The sequence below is a fragment of the Ruminococcus sp. 8Y-12 genome, from assembly GCF_058119865.1.
This window is the reverse complement of sequence record NZ_CM176623.1, coordinates 3824145-3840913: the sequence shown is the minus strand read 5'-3', so window position 1 is coordinate 3840913 and position 16769 is coordinate 3824145. Positions and strand designations below refer to the sequence as shown.

The 16769-nt window shown below is 48.8% G+C and carries 15 protein-coding genes and 1 pseudogene; 11 read left to right on the top strand and 5 right to left on the bottom strand.

Annotated features, from left to right (window positions below):
• Nucleotides 1-71 precede the first annotated feature (71 nt).
• On the top strand, nucleotides 72-1025 hold the full coding sequence (locus tag AC0THY_RS15305; protein WP_489991465.1) for a sugar-binding transcriptional regulator: 954 nt from the start codon (nucleotides 72-74) through the stop codon (nucleotides 1023-1025).
• A 1-nt stretch (nucleotide 1026) separates the two neighbouring features.
• On the opposite strand, the gene AC0THY_RS15300 is transcribed toward AC0THY_RS15305, so the two are convergent.
• The 3 genes and pseudogenes from AC0THY_RS15300 to AC0THY_RS15290 form a co-directional block, all read right to left on the bottom strand.
• Nucleotides 1027-1659, bottom strand: coding sequence for a dehydroquinate synthase/iron-containing alcohol dehydrogenase family protein (locus AC0THY_RS15300; RefSeq protein WP_489991464.1), 633 nt, complete (start codon nucleotides 1657-1659; stop codon nucleotides 1027-1029).
• A 37-nt stretch (nucleotides 1660-1696) separates the two neighbouring features.
• Nucleotides 1697-1795: pseudogene (locus tag AC0THY_RS15295) on the bottom strand (iron-containing alcohol dehydrogenase); the annotation flags it as partial.
• Nucleotides 1789-1947, bottom strand: a complete 159-nt coding sequence (locus tag AC0THY_RS15290; RefSeq protein ID WP_489991463.1) for a hypothetical protein — start codon at nucleotides 1945-1947, stop codon at nucleotides 1789-1791. The gene AC0THY_RS15290 and the pseudogene AC0THY_RS15295, both read right to left, overlap by 7 nt.
• A 208-nt stretch (nucleotides 1948-2155) precedes the next feature.
• Here AC0THY_RS15290 and AC0THY_RS15285 point away from each other — a divergent pair, with 208 nt between their 5' ends.
• Complete coding sequence (locus AC0THY_RS15285) at nucleotides 2156-2653, top strand: ureidoglycolate lyase (RefSeq protein ID WP_489991462.1); 498 nt, start codon at nucleotides 2156-2158, stop codon at nucleotides 2651-2653.
• 22 nt (nucleotides 2654-2675) lie between these two features.
• On the opposite strand, the gene AC0THY_RS15280 is transcribed toward AC0THY_RS15285, so the two are convergent.
• Nucleotides 2676-4121, bottom strand: coding sequence for a sensor histidine kinase (locus tag AC0THY_RS15280; RefSeq protein ID WP_489991461.1), 1446 nt, complete (start codon nucleotides 4119-4121; stop codon nucleotides 2676-2678).
• A 16-nt stretch (nucleotides 4122-4137) separates the two neighbouring features.
• The gene (locus AC0THY_RS15275) at nucleotides 4138-5745 is read right to left on the bottom strand and encodes a response regulator transcription factor (protein ID WP_489991460.1); all 1608 of its coding nucleotides are present in this window, start codon (nucleotides 5743-5745) and stop codon (nucleotides 4138-4140) included.
• A 222-nt stretch (nucleotides 5746-5967) separates the two neighbouring features.
• Here AC0THY_RS15275 and AC0THY_RS15270 point away from each other — a divergent pair, with 222 nt between their 5' ends.
• From AC0THY_RS15270 to deoC, 9 genes are all read left to right on the top strand, one after another.
• Complete coding sequence (locus AC0THY_RS15270; protein ID WP_489991459.1) at nucleotides 5968-7449, top strand: ATP-binding cassette domain-containing protein; 1482 nt, start codon at nucleotides 5968-5970, stop codon at nucleotides 7447-7449.
• 54 nt (nucleotides 7450-7503) lie between these two features.
• A complete protein-coding gene (locus AC0THY_RS15265) occupies nucleotides 7504-8562 on the top strand; it encodes a substrate-binding domain-containing protein (protein WP_489991458.1) in 1059 nt (352 codons plus the stop codon).
• 89 nt (nucleotides 8563-8651) lie between these two features.
• Nucleotides 8652-10157 carry a sugar ABC transporter ATP-binding protein gene (locus AC0THY_RS15260; protein ID WP_489991457.1) on the top strand — a complete coding sequence of 502 codons (1506 nt, stop codon included), beginning with the start codon at nucleotides 8652-8654 and terminating at the stop codon, nucleotides 10155-10157.
• Between the two features lie 17 nt (nucleotides 10158-10174).
• Nucleotides 10175-11155 carry an ABC transporter permease gene (locus tag AC0THY_RS15255; RefSeq protein ID WP_489991456.1) on the top strand — a complete coding sequence of 327 codons (981 nt, stop codon included), beginning with the start codon at nucleotides 10175-10177 and terminating at the stop codon, nucleotides 11153-11155.
• An 18-nt stretch (nucleotides 11156-11173) separates the two neighbouring features.
• Nucleotides 11174-12655, top strand: a complete 1482-nt coding sequence (locus tag AC0THY_RS15250; RefSeq protein ID WP_489991455.1) for a rhamnulokinase — start codon at nucleotides 11174-11176, stop codon at nucleotides 12653-12655.
• A gap of 4 nt (nucleotides 12656-12659) precedes the next feature.
• A complete protein-coding gene (locus tag AC0THY_RS15245; RefSeq protein WP_489991454.1) occupies nucleotides 12660-13841 on the top strand; it encodes a TIM barrel protein in 1182 nt (393 codons plus the stop codon).
• 20 nt (nucleotides 13842-13861) lie between these two features.
• On the top strand, nucleotides 13862-14938 hold the full coding sequence (locus tag AC0THY_RS15240) for an alcohol dehydrogenase catalytic domain-containing protein (RefSeq protein ID WP_489991453.1): 1077 nt from the start codon (nucleotides 13862-13864) through the stop codon (nucleotides 14936-14938).
• Nucleotides 14939-15126: 188 nt separating this feature from the next.
• Nucleotides 15127-15918, top strand: coding sequence for a triose-phosphate isomerase (tpiA, locus tag AC0THY_RS15235; protein ID WP_489991452.1), 792 nt, complete (start codon nucleotides 15127-15129; stop codon nucleotides 15916-15918).
• 163 nt (nucleotides 15919-16081) lie between these two features.
• Nucleotides 16082-16759, top strand: coding sequence for a deoxyribose-phosphate aldolase (gene deoC, locus AC0THY_RS15230; protein WP_489994205.1), 678 nt, complete (start codon nucleotides 16082-16084; stop codon nucleotides 16757-16759).
• Nucleotides 16760-16769: the final 10 nt, after the last annotated feature.

Here is a 16769-nt window from a genome sequence, read left to right as displayed (position 1 = left end):
AGAATATCAGACAGCAGCGCAGAATTCTTATTCTGCGCTGTTTTTGAGAAGAAATTGGAGGTCTTAGTTAAATGGAAGACTACAAAAAAATTAAATTGTTGGTTCAGGTGGCGAAGCTGTATTATGAGAATGACTACAGCCAGGAGATGGTGGCCAAGACATTGAATCTCTCGCGGCCCTACATCTCTAAACTCTTAAATGAGGCAAAGGCGGCGGGTATTGTGAGGGTACAGGTGATTGATCCCCTGAGTGTGGAGACAGTCCTGGAAAAAAAGATAAGGGAGCGCTTTGGGCTGAAGAAAGTCATCATTGTGCCGAGAGGAACCGAGGGTAACGCGCTCTTCAGGCTGGGGCTTGAGGCTGCCAGATACCTGGACGGTATCTTAAGGGACGGGGATATGATCGGGACTTCCTGGGGGGAGACGATCTATGAATGCTCTAAAGTTCTGATGGAACGTCAGGATCTGAAGGATCTGGTTTCCGTCCAGCTGTGCGGAGGCACAAGCAACCTGAACAAAAAGGTGTATACGGCTGAGATCGCCGATAACTTTTCAGTGGCCCTGGGATGCTCCTCCTTCCTGCTTCCGCTTCCGGCGGTGCTGGATAATAAGAAGATGGTGGATATGCTCAGAGAAGATCACCATATGGCAAAGATTTTGCAGTATGGGTATGATGCCAATATTGCGTTGGTCACTATGGGGGCATTTGGAGTCAGAAGCGCTCTGGTGCGCGCCGGCTACCTGGAGTATGAGCAGATGGAGCGGCTCTTGGGTATGGGCGCTGTGGGGGATATCTGCTCCCATATCATTGACATTCACGGGAACATCTGTGACAGAGAACTGGATGAGCGGACTATGGCGGTTCCGCTGGATGTGATCAGACAAAAGGAATACAGGATCGGCGTAGCACAGGGTGTCAGTAAGGTGGAGTCTATCTGCGGTGCGTTAAACGGCGGCATCGTCAATGTGCTGATCACAAATGAAGATACCGCCGAGTGGGTATTGAACCGGCTGGACAGAATGTAGGCTACTGCTCGTAGTAAGCGTTCATATAGACTTTTTGCACATCTACAAGGGATGCCTCTCTGGGATTTTCTGGCATCCCTGTGTCGTCTAAGGCATGCAGAGACAGTGTCACCACATCCGATGGTTTGAACGCAGTGGAACTTAGCTTAGGTATGGATATTCGCCGGGATAGATCCTTTATGTAAGCAATCGCTTTGTTGGAGGCCTGGTCTGCTGTCATTTTTGAGATATCTGCACCAAAAGCCTGGGCCACATCTGCATATCGTTCTTTGCAGGAAGGGGCATTGTATCTCATGACATAGGGAAGTAAAATGGCGTTTGCCACTCCGTGGGGTGTATTGTAAAAGCCCCCGAGCTGATGAGCCATTGCGTGTACCATGCCAAGACCTGAGTTGGAGAAAGCCAGTCCGGCCATGTATTCGGCCCAGCACATATCTGTCCGGGCGTCAATGTCATGGCCATCCCGGACAGCGCGCTCCAGGGATTTCCCCACCAGACGGATGGCCTGAAGCGCAATGCCGTCTGTGAACGGAAAATGTGATTTGGCAACATAGGCTTCTATGGCGTGGGTCAGAGCATCCATCCCGGTGGAGGCTGTGAGCGGCGCCGGCTTTTTTTGACTTGTCCAAGCCATTGTAGTCCAGGATGCTGCCCCCATTTGCGCCTAGGATGCTGATGGCTTTTGAGACATCCAAAGATGAGCCCCCGCCGATCCCGATGATGTAATCACAGTTATTCTGAGCATAAAAACGGTATGCCTCCTCTACGATAGAGACAGTGGGATTCGGCTCTTGATAAGCCCCTGATCTGTGACCACCAGGGCCTTTCTGCCGGATATTTTGTCAATATATCTCGGGATTTCATGGATGCAGCCTTTGCCAATCAAAGTGTGGGCCGGCTGATATAGTTCACGATAGCTCATCTTTCTGATTCTCCCATCTTAAGAACAAATGATAATAATGATTAACAAATGTAAAAAACTGATAATAAATTAACATATATTTTAAAATAAGTCAAGGAACATGGAATAGTTACTCTTGACTAAAAAAAAGAGTTATGTTAGCGTAAGAGACAGAAGAAATGATTGGAATGGGGTATTGGGTAATAAAAAGGGAAAGGATGGTTTTACAATGGAAACCAGAAAAGTGAAGGCAAAGCCGTTGAGCCTGGAAGCATTTAAAGATTACGGTACCTATGCAGATATGATGAATCCCCGGGGATATTACCTGGAGGGGGAGTATCACAAGTTCTATCGGGATAGGATACGGTTCCCGGCCACCCCGCAGACTTTTTGCTGTTCGTCGCTGACCGTGAGAAAAAATGAGGAGTTTATTGTAAAAGGAATGGAGTACCATGACTACACAGCGGAGATTCAAATGCCTATGGACGCAGATGTGGTCCTGGTGTGCGCCCCGCCCAATGGAGGAGAGATTGCAGCCCGGGAGGCGGAGGCATTTCTCATTCCAAAGGGAACGATGGTCTGCCTTCATCCCGGAACCTGGCATGACGTACTTTACCCCGTAGACAGCGAACAGGCCAGTATCCTGATTGGCCTGCCGGAACGCATTTACCACAACGATATTGTGGTAAAGAACTTTGAGGACTGTGTCGTCCAGGTAGAATTTTAAATCTCAAAAACACCGCAGAACATTATGGATTCTGCGGTGTTTTTGCGTCTTGGCAGGAGGGGAGATAGGGGAGCTGGATCTGTACAGTGGTTCCCACGCTCAATGTGCTGAAGATAGTAAGTCCATAGTCGTCCCCGTAAGAGAGCTGAATTCTCTGATTTACATTCTGCAGGGCAATGCTTCTGTGGGCTCCTACAGGTGAAGCATTGGGATCAGCCGGGGAGTTCAGCTTTTCATTGAGTCTGCGCAGAGTCTCATCGTCCATTCCGTTTCCATTGTCCTTAATCTCAATGATGAGCCTGGAGGCAGTCCGGTAGATGTAGAAATGAATGATCCCCCTGCCGCGTTTTGTCTCCAGGCCATGGAAGATAGCGTTTTCCACAATGGGCTGTACTGTCAGCTTTGGAATCTGGCAGGTAAGGAACCGCTCAGGAGGTTCGTCAAATTCTGTTACAAACTCAAACTTGTCCTGAAAGCGGTACTGCTGGATGGTAAGATAATTATTTAAGTGGTTTAACTCCTCGGTCAGTGTGACTACATCTTGTTTATTGCTGATGCTGTACCGGAAGATATTTGATAGGGATTTGAGGAGGTTGGCGATTTCCAGAGAGTTCTGCATCAGTGCAAGCCCCCGGATGGAGTCAAGAGTGTTGTAGAGAAAATGCGGGTTGATCTGGCTTTGCAGAGCATTGATTTCTGCCTGTTTGTACAAAAGGTCCAGGCTGTACTTTTGGTTCAGCAGATTTTTGATGTGTTCAAACATACGGTTTAGTTTGTCTGCCAGGGGATACAGATCGCTGTTCTCTGAGGAGGAGAGGTCAAAGGTAAGTTCGCCGTCCTCCTCCATGTTGATGGCATGTTCGATCTTTATCAGGGGCTGATAAACACGTCTTGTAAAGTACCAGAAGAGGAGTGCAGCGGACAAAACTAACGATAAAATGACGCCCCAAAAAAGCGCTTGGTATGGGGAAAGCCGGCCTGGGGCGTTGGGAAAAGCAAACTGAAGAGTACAGCCTCCGGAGAGCGGAATGGAATAGAACACGTAGTTTTTGGAGGCGGTATAGTCCCCATGGATCTCTGGAAGATCGCAGTGGGGACTTTTTTCAAAGATATTGTCCAAAAGCTGGAGGGAGCTTTGATCCGTAAAATAAACAATCTTATTGGAGGCATCCTTGATCCAGAGCTGGAGGCAGTCCTTTGGCAAAGAGGTTTCAAACTGTGCTGAGGAAAAGTCCTGATTCCTGGTACCGGCCAGTGTCTGGGCATCCAGAGCAGTTGAGAGAAGCAGACAGGTGCGCTCCTTGTGGATGCGTGTCTCTTCACTTTGTTTCAAAATCTGATAGGAGATGATTCCAAAGCTGCCAAAGAGCACAAGGAGCAGGGACAAGAAAATGGTAAAAGCGTAAAAAAGACTTTTGTGGCTGTATTTTTCTTTAAGACTGTTGAAATATTTTTTAAAAATATTCATCTGTACGCTCCTTTGCCTAAAGATAGAGTTTCCGGTACTCCTGGGGAGTCAGTCCCACATGCTTTTTGAACACCTGGCTGAAGGACTTGGAATCCGTGTAGCCGACTTTTGCCCCGATATCCTTGATCTTTTCCCCTGGTGTGATCAGATACTGTTTTGCAATCTCAATTCGGTAATTGGCCAGGTAGTCAATAAAATTCTGTCCCACCTCCTTTTTGAACAGCTCGCTGAAATATTGAGGGGTCAAATACACATAGCTTGCCACATCGCTCAGACGTAGCGTCTGGTTGTAGTTGCGGTGGATATAATCCAGAGAAAGAGCAATAGGGCCGTTTGGCTCCTGACTTTTTTCAGCGGTGATCTCCTTCAGGAGAGTGTCCATGCATTTGGTGAGAACCAGAGGGAAATCCTGGGCGGAGAAACATTTTTTAGTACAGTGGCGGAGGGCGGACAGATCTGTTTTCTGGCCCAGAAAGGGATCTGCCTTTGCCAGGTAGCTGATAAACAATCGTGTTATTTCATCACAGAGGGAATACCAGACATCAGGCGCATAGGGAGGACTTGTATCTAAGAGAGTAAAGAACTCCGAGATGTACAGTCCGATGCGCTCCCGGTCCATACATTCAAAGGCGTGCATCAGAGCAGTCTTTTGGCTTCCCCGCAGGAAAACAGAATCGGGCTGTGGGGAAAAAGTAAGCTCATCATAACAAAAGCAGCGGTTCACGGAGTAGAGAAGAAAGCAGTCACAGGCAGTGGCTGCATGGTCGTAGGTGTCATTAAGTTGAGAAAATGCGGAGCAAGAGGCATAGCCCATGCTGATAGAAGTCTGCCATTTGATGCGCTCATCTCCCAAGAGTGATTCAAAGACCGTTCTTATACCCTGACAGACCCGGGCCTTTTGGGAGGGACGGTGATTGATCACCATGCAAATCTGTGTTTCCATACAGAAACAGAAAAAGCCGGTTTGCTCTCCGAGGGGATAGAGCGAAACCATCTGCTTTTGGAGTTCATCAAGCAGAGGCTGATCTGTGCACAGACCGGTGGACTGAAATACCTTTAGGATGACTACGGTAAAATCCTGCTCCGAGAAAGAACAGGAAAGTTCCCTGTTGAAGTTTTCCAAGGAAGAAAAACTGCAGCTGCGCCGGAAGAAGTCGGTGAACAAGTTTTTCTGGAGTTTCTCCAGGCTGGTATTTAACATGCTGCGCATATGGTTGGCGTCCATTTGCTGATGAAGCTCCAGCGATATTTTGCAGCCAAGTTTTTTCAGAATCTCTGTCAGATACTCCTCATCGTAGGGTTTGAGTATGTAATCTGTCACTCCAAAACGGAGGGCGGACTGCGCGTACTGAAAATCATCGTAGCCGCTGATGATGATAAAGTGCGGCTGATTCTTTAGAATCGTGTTGTTTCGGATTCTCTTGATCAATTCTATTCCATCAATAATCGGCATACGGACATCAGTAATCACAATATCCGGTTCTATCTGAAGAATCAGATGCTCTCCCTCCTCTCCATCTGAAGCCAGACCTGACATTGCCATATCCAGCTGTTTCCAGTTTATGGTATGTACGATCATCTGGGCAATCATGGGTTCATCGTCAATTACAATTACCTTAAGCATAGGGGGCTCCTCCTGTCACAAGTCTCTAATTCCTTAAAAGAGACATCCTTTTCTGAAAAGTACGCCATTGTTATACAGTTGTGCGATTAGTATAATGGAAACAACTTAGGAAACAGTTTAATATACAAAATAGATAATGTCAAGCAGAGGAATAGAGACATATAGTCAAAATAGGGCTGCATTAATTTGTGTGATATAATAAAAAACACAAAGGAGGCTCTTATGAAAAGCGAGATACTGAGGATAAAAAACCTTTGCAAGAAAATACGGAGGGATACGGTGCTGTCCCATATCAATATGACCTTTTATGCAGGGGAAATCCATGTCTTAATCGGGCGAAATGGAACCGGAAAGACAACACTGGTGCAGACTCTGAATGGAAATATGCAGTGGGACTCCGGAGAAATTTATTTTAAGGAAAAGAGGATCAATTATGGAGGACCTGCAGCCATGAAGGCTTTGGGAATCGGATATGTCAGCCAGGATGTCCGGTATGTGCCCTCTATGACCGTGGCGGAAAATATTTTTCTCCTGAACAACCGGGCAAACAGATGGATCTGGAACCGGAAATCCGAGAATATCAAGGCCAGACACTACCTGGATATGGTTGGGATAGGGGATGTGGAACCGGACACCCCGGAAGAAAAGCTGAACACCGCTCAGAAAAAAAGCGTGGAGTTAGCCAGGGAGCTGTCCTCAGGAGCAAGTTTTATTATTTTGGATGAATTTATGGAAACGATGACGTCCGAGGAGATCGGACAGTCAAAAAGATCCATCCAGCGTCTGAAGGAAGAGGGAATCACTGTTTTTATCATTACCAATAAACTGGAAGAGGCCTTTGAGCTTGCTGACCGGATTACAGTGATGCGCCAGGGAAATACCTGCTACACACTGCGCAGGGGAGAATTTACAAAGGGAGATCTCATCCGACATCTTCTAGGGGGGCCACAGCTGCCCCGAAAAGAGAAGGTGGAGAGAGAACGGAAAGTTATCATGCAAGTGGAGCATTTGAAGGCAGGAACAAAGACAAAGGATGTGTCCTTTGACATCCATGAGGGGGAAATACTGGCCCTGACAGGACATGGTAAAAAGGAGCTGATGGAGAGTCTGTACGGGCTGCGTCCGGTCCTGGGCGGGGAAATCCGTATCCGGGGACAGCAGGTTTCCTTAAAGTCACCACTGGAGGGAAAACGCCACCGCATTAGCTATATGCCGCAGAACAGGAAGCAGAGAGGCCTGATCGAGAACATGACGGTCAAGGAGAATATCTCAATAGGTGTACTGAACAAGGTGAATATCTGCGGAGTGATCAAGAAAAGAGTAGAGGAAAACGCTGTAAAGCTGCAGGCTGAGAAGCTTTACATAGAAGATCTCATGGACCGGAAAGTCCGTTTTGTGAGTAAGGGGAGCAGGCAGAAGGTACTGCTGGCAAAATGTCTGATGACGGCACCGAGGATTATGATTGTCATCAATCCTACTGAGGGGGCAGACAACCAGTCCTCCGGAGAAATACAAAGAGTGCTGCTGGAGGCAGCACAACAGGGAATAGCAGTTTTGATGTGTTCAGATGACCCGGATACAGTCTGCCACTGTGCGGACCGGGTTTTGGAACTTGCGGACGGGAGGATTGTCAGGGAATATCAGGCTGGGGAGTACAGTACGGACTACTTAGCCGGCGGCCCGGAGTTTCCCCCACAGAGGTGAGATAGAAATATACGGAGAAGGTATATTTTTATAAAAATTGAAAGGAGAAAGGATATGAAAAAAACAAGAAAGGGATTGGCAATGGTGCTGGCACTGGCTTTGGCTGCAACAGCGCTGGGGGGATGCACCACAGGAGGGAGCGAGCAGGCAAGTGCAGGGGAATCCGGCACAGTAAAGGAGGGTGGGACCAGAACACCCAGGAGCGGAGACAAGTTTACGGTGGGGATCTCCATGGTCAGCATTGTCATTCCATTCTATGTGACCATCCGTGATACCGTGCAGTCGATCTGTGATGAGAAGGGGTGGGAGTGTGTGGTTTTGGATGCGCAGGGAGATTCCAATAAGCAGATCAGCGATATGGAGGATCTGGTGACCCAGGGCTGCGATGTGATCCTGTGTAACTCCTATGATACCTCCATACTGACCACCACCATCAACCGTCTGAGAGATGAGGAAAACATTCCGGTCATCGCCATAGACAATGCGCTGGACAGTGATGCAAAAGTCCTGACCTGCGTACAGGCAGACAATTACGGGAACGGATTTGTCTGCGGCAAATGGGTGGCACAGCAGATGAAGGGCAAACCCATCAAGGCAGCGCTTATCAGCGGGCAGATGGGAACCATCAACTCCTTAAACCGCAGGGACGGCATGATCGCCGGAATTATTGAGGAACAGCTGGCGTCAGAGGGTGAGGTAAATCTGGAAATCATTGCACAGGGATACTGCGACAACTGGGCGGAGGACAATGCGGTCACCGCAATGGAAGATATTGTAGCGCTGAATGAGGAATTTAACGTACTGCTCTCAGAGGCGGACGTTATGACAATGGCAGCGATGCAGGTGCTGGAGGAGCACAATATGCTGCAGGATAAACTGATTGCCGCATGTGCGGACGGGCAGAAAGAAGCATTTGAACTGATCAAAGAAGGCAAATACGGATGTACTGGTACAAACAGCCCCACAAAAATCGGTGAGTACGCCTGTGACGTGGCAGACAAATGGTTTAGCGGATCTGGCTTCGGAGACTTCCCTGCTTACACTTACACGCCAGCAGCTTGTGTCACCATCGATAACATCGATGATTACTATGACCCCAATGCAACATTTTAATTTCTTCTAAGAAGGAAGCGGGGGGAGCACTCCACCCCGCTTCCTTCGGCTTAAAAACAGGGAAAAAATCGGAAGGCTGGTGAAAACGAGTGTCGGATCAGAAAAAAAATAGAATTGAACTGAAAAATATTTACAAGAGCTTTGGAGGTGTCCATGCTCTGCAGGATGTATCTCTGAACGTGAAGGAGGGGGAGATTCATGCTCTGGTGGGACAAAATGGGGCTGGAAAGTCGACCCTGATGAAAATACTCTCGGGTGCTTACAAGAAGGACAAGGGGGAAATCTTTATCAATGGAAAACAATTTTCAGGCAACAACCTGATTGAAATACGCAAGGCCGGACTGGGGATTATTTATCAGGAGTTTGCCCTGGCTCCTGACCTGACGGTTGCGGAGAATATATTTATTAACCGGATGTCCCTGGGCAGGAAAAGGATTAATTGGAAAGAGCTATACAGGCAGGCACAAGAAATTTTAAACCGACTGGGGTTTGACATCGATGCCTATGCCAAGGTGGGGGAGCTGCGTGTTGCCTATCAGCAGGTAGTGGAGATCGCAAAAACGCTGAGTGAGGATGTAAATGTGCTGATTTTGGATGAGCCCACTGCAGTGCTCTCCCCAAAAGAGACGGAAAATCTGTTTGCTCTCCTTCGAAAGCTAAAGGACCAGGGAGTCAGCATTATCTACATATCCCACAGACTGGATGAGATCTTTTTGCTATCCGATGAGATTACCATCATGCGGGACGGAAGAGTGGTAAACAGTGTACGTACCCAGAATATCACCATGAACCAGGTCATTGAACAAATGATTGGACAAAGCTATGAATCCATGTTTTCGAAGAGAGATATCAAACTTGGAGCCCCGGTTCTGGAGGTGTCCAATGTTTGCAATGGCATCCATGTGCAGAATGTATCCTTTAAAGTGCACGCGGGTGAGATTTTGGGGATTGCAGGATTGGTGGGGGCTGGAAAGACAGAGCTGGCCAGAGCCATATTCGGGGCGGACAAGAACTGTACCGGAGAGATAAGGCTGAATGGAAGGCCCGTGAAAGTGCGTTCACCCTATGAGGCCATCCGTTTGGGGATTGCCTACCTGCCGGAGAGCAGAAAGGAACACGGGGTATTGCTCTCCCAGTCCGTGAGAATCAACACCACCATGGCGTCTCTGAAAAAGGTGAGAGGTCCCTTTGATGTGGTGAGGCAGAAAAAGGAGAAGCAGGACACCAGGGAGATGATCAGTAAGCTGCACATCAAGACAGACGGCACGGAAATTCATGTGGGGGGATTAAGCGGAGGAAACCAGCAGAAAGTCAGCCTGGCAAAATGGCTCTATGGGGACAACAAAGTGATTATCCTGGATGAACCCACCCGCGGTGTGGACATTGGGGCAAAGATGGAGATTTATAACCTCATCAATGACCTGACAAAGGAGGGCCTTGCTGTGGTGCTGATCTCCTCAGAAGTGGAGGAGATCATTGGTATGAGTGACCGTGTACTGATCTTAAACAAGGGAAGAGCCATGGGGATTTTGGAAAAAGAAGATATTTCGCAGACACGGATTATCAATTACTCCGTGGGTGTGGTGAACGAGTAAACGAGGAGGAAATAGACATGGAAGAAGCACAGGCAAAGAGAGGAAAAGTGACAAAGGCAGGCTTTCTCAATTTTATTAACCGCAATAACACCATCATTATTTTTATTTTGATGCTCATTATCTCGTCAATCGTCAGTTCCAGCTTTTTTTCATCTGGGAACCTGACCAATCTTTTGAGACAGAACGCAGGCCTTGGAATTGTCAGTCTCGGAATGCTGATGGTAATCATGACAGGTGGAATTGACCTGTCCGTGGGAACGGTTCTGACGCTAAGTAACATTGTATTTGCCTACATGCTGAATACGGGAAAGGGACTGTTTGTATCTATATTAATTGCAATGGGAGCGGGAATGCTCTGCGGGATCGTATCCGGATTTATGGTGGCTTATCAGAAGGTGGCGTCGTTTGTCGTCACACTGGCAGTCATGCAGGTGGCCAAGGGATTTGCATACATTATCAGTGCAGGAGCATCCATTCAGATCAAGAGCCAGTCTTATCTGACGTTCTCCAGATCTTACATCCTGGGGCTGCCCACACAGTTTTATATCATGGCAGTGGTGTTTATCCTGATCTTTCTGGTATTCCGCTATACCACCTACGGCAGACTGGTTCTGGCTGTGGGGTCCAATGAGGAGGCGGTGAGGCTGTCCGGTATACGGGTAAACATATATAAGATGTCCGTATATGCAGTGAGCAGCGTCTTTGCGGCCATATCAGGCATCATTGTGTGTGGAAGAACAGGAGTGGGTTCCCCGCTGGTAGGAGACGGAACAGAGATGGATGCCATCGCAGCCTGCGTAATCGCCGGGGCGAACTTAAACGGAGGCAACGGCAGTGTGGTTAAGACCCTGTTTGGCGTGTACACCTTGGGACTGATCAGCAATATCATGAACCTGATGAAGGTTCCCGCGTATCCACAGCTGGTTATCAAGGGTATTATCATTCTGATTGCAGTCCTTCTGCCTCAGTTGACCAAGAGCACACAGACCAATACCTGATGAAAAGGGGGAAGGAAGATGAAAGACCATTATCTGATTTTAGACCTGGGTGCCAGCAATGGACGGGCGATTGTGGCCAGCGTCAGGGGGGATGAGGTGGAGTTTGATATGGTCCACCGGTTTGACAACAGACCCGTGTTCGCCAACGAGGAGGAGTACTTCTGGGATATTCTCAGGCTCTTGTCCGAGGTAAAGATTGGTATACAAAAGTGCTGGCAGAAATATGGAAAAGTAAATTCTATGGCCATTGACTCCTGGGGGTGTGATTTTGGGATGCTGGATGAGAATGGGAGGCTCATCGGAAATCCTCTCCATTACCGGGACAGGAACCAGCATGAGCGCTCAGAGGAGCTTCACGCCATACTTTCAGAGGAAGAGCTCTTTGCGCTGAGCGGAGGACCGTGCAACCGGATTATGGGTGTGTACAAACTGTTTTCCCTTATGAAGATGAGGTCAGTGGAATATGAGCATGGCAGATATCTGCTGATGATTCCTGATCTGTTAAACTATTTCCTGACAGGAAAACCCAGCAATGAATTCTGCAACGCCACAATGACTCTGATGGCCAACCAGAGAACCAGGCAGTGGGAACCTGAAATCTTAGACAGGCTGGGGCTGCACAGGGATTTCCTGCATCCCCTGACGGAACCGGGGACTTACCTGGGGATGCTGAAGGAAGAAGTTTGCAGGGAGTTGGAGGTGGAGTCGATTCCTGTGGTCATCCCGGCCACCCATGATACCGCCTCTGCTGTGGCGGGGATACCGATTCGGGATACCGACAGGCCCTGGGGATATGTGAGTCTGGGTACATGGTGTCTGGCAGGTCTGGAGACGGGAGAGCCTCTGATGGACCCTGAAATCGTAAAACTGGAATTTGGAAATGAAGGGGCCGCCTGCGGGAAAAACCTGCTCATAAAAAATATAACAGGACTGTGGATTATCCAGCAGTGCAGGGATAAATGGAAAAAAGACAGGGATATCTCGTGGGATGAGATTACTCTTCTGGCAAAAGAGTCAAGACCCATGAAGTGTGTTATCAATGTGAACGAAGAGCGGTTTGGAGAATTTCAGGCGGACATGCCGGGGATCATACAGGCGTACTGCAGGAAAACAGGGCAGGAAGTGCCTGAGACCATAGGGGAAGTGGCGGACTGCATATTCCGAAGTCTGGCTCTGATGTTTGCATACAGTTTTGAAAGGATTACCGATATAGTGGGAGCAACGCTGGAACTGCTGCATCTGGTGGGGGGAGGTACACAGAACAAGCTGGTGTGCCAGTACACAGCCAATGCGGTCAGAGTACCAGTGGTAGCAGGCCCCACAGAGACTACAGCTTTCGGAAACCTGATCTTTCAGATGATGGCGGATGGAAAGCTGGATTCTCTGGAGGAGGGGCGCAGGCTCTGCGCACAAAATAGTGAGCTGGTATCCTATCAGCCCGAAGACGCCCAGGTGTGGAGCGGACTGGCAGAGTGTTACAGGCAGATTGTAGAGGGATGATTGCATGGAATATCCAAAGATATACTTAACGCTGGACAACTGTTTTGCCATCAAACGGTGGGTGCAGCCAAAGGAATGGCTGCCCTTGACGAGAGAGATTGGCTTTACAAGCGCCCAGGCCAGTTTTGACAATGAGATTGATTTTTTGTACTCCCCTGATTGGTATTTGAAAAGGTGGTTTGAGCAGGTGGAGGAACAGGAGCACAGGAGCGGAGTCCGGGTAGATACCTTTTTTACCGGATACCAGACCTATCGGACAGCCGGGTTGGGACACCCGGATGATGAGATGGCGGATTATCTGGAAAGGGAATGGATGGAAAAGGCGGTCAGATGGCTGGGCAGGAGAAGATCCCACATGGGTGTGTCCTTTTTCGGAATCCCCGACCAGGCCCTCCAGGAGCCGGAGCGGTATCATAAGGCGTACCAAAAAGCGGTGGAGCGGTTTGGAAAGATCGGCAGATGTGCTGCGGAAAACGGAATTTATTTCTGCTCGGAGGCCATGTACGCGCCTCATCAGCCATCCTGGACGATTCAGGGAACCCGGCGTTTCCTCAGAGACTGTACCCGGACAGGGGCGCCCATTTACACCACGGTTGACGTAGGACATATGATCGGGCAGGCCAGATTTCAAAAGCCATCCTCAGAGCTGCTGGAGGAGAGCTTTTGCGATGGAAAAAAGGAAAAACCAGGCCTTTGGCTGGGAGCAGGGCATACCAGAATTCTGTGGGGTGAGCTGAAAAAGGCACAGGGCAGCGTAAGGGAAAAGGCCCAGCGGATTCTGGAGGATATGGAGGCTTACGGGTATCTGTTCTCTGATGGGCCGGAGGATTCCGATCCCTATGCCTGGCTTCAGGAGCTGGGGTGCTATTCCCCGATTGTGCATCTGCAGCAGACGGATGGGATTACAGCCTCCCATGCAGCCTTTACGGAGGCGAACAACCAAAAGGGCATTATCCGGCCGGACAGAGTACTCAGGGCCATTGCCAAATCCTATGAGAAGACAGAGGTGAATGGAATGCCGCCCAGAGCTGCTGAAATCTATCTGGCCTTTGAAATCTTTGCATCCAATGCAGAGTATTGCACGGAGATCACTGGGAAGTTAAAAGAGACTTATCAATATTGGAGAAAATGGATACCCGAAGATGGACTTAAACTGGATGAACTGATCCGAAGGATGGACCATTGAGGGATAGAAAGGAGCGTATTATGAGCATACCAAAAACAATGAGAGCGCTGGTTGCGCACAGCAGGGAAGAATATAAGCTGGAGGAGAACTTTCCGGTTCCTCAGATTGACGATGAGGAGATACTAATTAAGGTGGAAGCCTGCGGAGTATGTGCAGGCGACGTGAAAGCATGGCATGGAGCTGCTAAGTTCTGGGGAGACGCCAATCAGCCCTCCTGGGTGAAAGCGCCCTTTGTCCCCGGACATGAGTTTGTGGGGGAAGTTGTCTTAAAGGGAGCTGACAGCAAACACGGTGTTCAGGTAGGGGACAGGGTGACTGTGGAGCAGATTGCCCCTTGTGGAGAGTGCAGGTTCTGCAGGACAGGTCATTACTGGATGTGCCAGAAACATGATATCTATGGATTTCAGAGCAATGTAAACGGCGGTATGGCCGAATATGTGAAGGTAGCCAAGGGGGGACTGGTGTTCAAGGTGCCAAAAGAGATGCCCATCGAAAAGGCCATTTTGGTTGAACCCTATGCCTGTGCCAAACATGCCATTGACAGGGCACAGATCGGGAACGAGGATGTGGTGGTCCTCTCCGGAGCAGGTCCTCTGGGAATGGGTATGCTGGGAGTGGCAAAGCTTCGAAATCCCAAATGTCTGATTGTGCTGGATTTGAAGGAAGAGCGATTGGATATGGCAAAGAAATTCGGAGCCGACATGGTCATGAATCCGGCAGAGGAAGATGTGGTTCAGAGAGTCAAGGATATGACTGACGGATACGGGTGCGATATCTATGTGGAGGCCACAGGCGCTCCGCAAAGCGTTATACAGGGCTTAAACATGGTGCGCAAGCTGGGCAGATTTGTGGAGTTTTCCGTATTTGGAAGTGAGACCACCGTAGACTGGTCTATTATCGGAGATACAAAAGAGTTGGATTTGCTGGGAGCCCATCTCTCTCCCTACTGTTTTCCCACAGTCATTGAGTGGATTGACAGCGGTAAGCTTCCAACCGAGGGGGTGGCATCCCATTTTTTCCCTCTGGAGCAGTGGGAGAAGGCATTTGACTTTAATGGAAGAGGGGAGCACTCTATGAAGGTGGTACTCAGACCATAAGGACTGCAGTAAATAGTCAATGTCATAACAGATAATAGGTGAAGAGGAAGGAAGTTGTACGGAAAATAGGGTACAAAGTTTCCTTCCTTTTCTTGACATAGGGGTGGGAGTATGCTATTCTTATAGCATGGTAACATAATTAACTATATAATGAACAAATGTAAACAAACAATAAATGAGAGGACAGAATGGAAAAAGAAAAGCTGGAAGAGATAATTAGACAAGTTATCTCCAATATGCAAAAGAAATCTCTGATAGTAGCTGGAAATTGGAAGATGAATATGACAGTCCGTGAGGGCATGGCTTTCTTGCAGGAGTTGGGAGAAATAGGGGAAGACGACAAAGTGATCCTGTTTCCCCCCTATACAACAATGGCAGTCTTAGCTGAGGAATTTGTGAAACGACGCATTGTCTTCGGGCCGCAGAATTTTCATGAACAGGACAGCGGAGCCTTTACCGGGGAGATTTCCCTTCCGATGATCCGGGAATTGGGATGCAGCTGCCTGCTCGCAGGGCATTCCGAGAGGCGCAGCTATTACGGGGAGACAGATACCTCCATCAATGCAAAAGTAAGAAAGGCCCTCCGGGAAGGGTTCCAGGTGATGATCTGTATAGGAGAACAGTTGGTGGAGAGACAAAGCGGGCGGTGGAGAGAGGTTTTGGAGAACCAATTGACAAGGGATCTTCAGGGAATCCCAAGAGCACAGCTTTCGAAGCTCTACATTGCCTATGAGCCAATCTGGGCCATAGGGACAGGGATAACTGCCTCAGTGGATGAGATTGCAGATACCCATGCATGTCTGAAGAGGAGGATGAAGGCTTACCTGGGGCAGGAGCTTCCCATCCTGTATGGGGGCAGTGTAAATGAGAAAAATGCGCAGCAGATCGGAAAGATTGTAGAAGTGGACGGCTTTCTGATCGGGGGAGCCAGTTTAAAAGCGGATTCCTTTAAAAAGATCATAGAGGTGTGCAGGCAATGAAAAAGTAATGTCCCGCTCCTAAACACAGCAGATGGGGCAGGATTTTACCAAACATAAATTATCAATGGAAAGTGAGGAAATACATATGGAAATGGAGCAGTTGGTAAGCAGGATTGCAGACGAGATTCTCAAAAAGCTGTCAGCTGAGGGAACGTCAATTCCCATGGCTGCCGCTAACGGAATCGCTGGTATGATTGATCATACACTGCTGAAGCAGGATGCCAGTGAGGAGCAGATCAGGAAGCTCTGCCAAGAGGCTAGGGATAACAGGTTTTGTTCTGTCTGCGTAAATCCGGGATATGTTCCCCTATGCTGCGAAGAACTCAGAGGTACTTCGGTGAAGGTATGTACAGTGATTGGTTTTCCTCTCGGCGCCACCACAACAAAGTCGAAAGTCTTTGAGGCAAATGAGGCGATTGAAAACGGCGCTTTGGAAGTGGATATGGTAGTCAATGTGGGAAAGATCAAAAGCGGAGACTGGAATTTTGTGAGAAAAGATATTGCAGACCTGGTGACAGCGGTTCATGGCCGTGCGGTTGTGAAAGTGATCATTGAGACCTGCCTGCTGACGGATGAGGAAAAGGTGAGGGTGTGTCAGATCGCAAAGGAGGCGGGCGCGGACTTTGTAAAGACATCCACAGGATTTTCCACAGGAGGCGCCACTGTGGAGGATGTGGCTCTGATGCGCAGGACAGTGGGACCAGAAATGGGAGTGAAGGCGTCGGGCGGGGTCAAGGGCGCTGAGACCGCTAAGGCCATGATTGCAGCGGGAGCAACCCGGCTTGGAACGAGTTCGGGAATCGCAATCATTGAGGGTACCTCAAGCAATAGCACATATTGAGAGGAGTGAG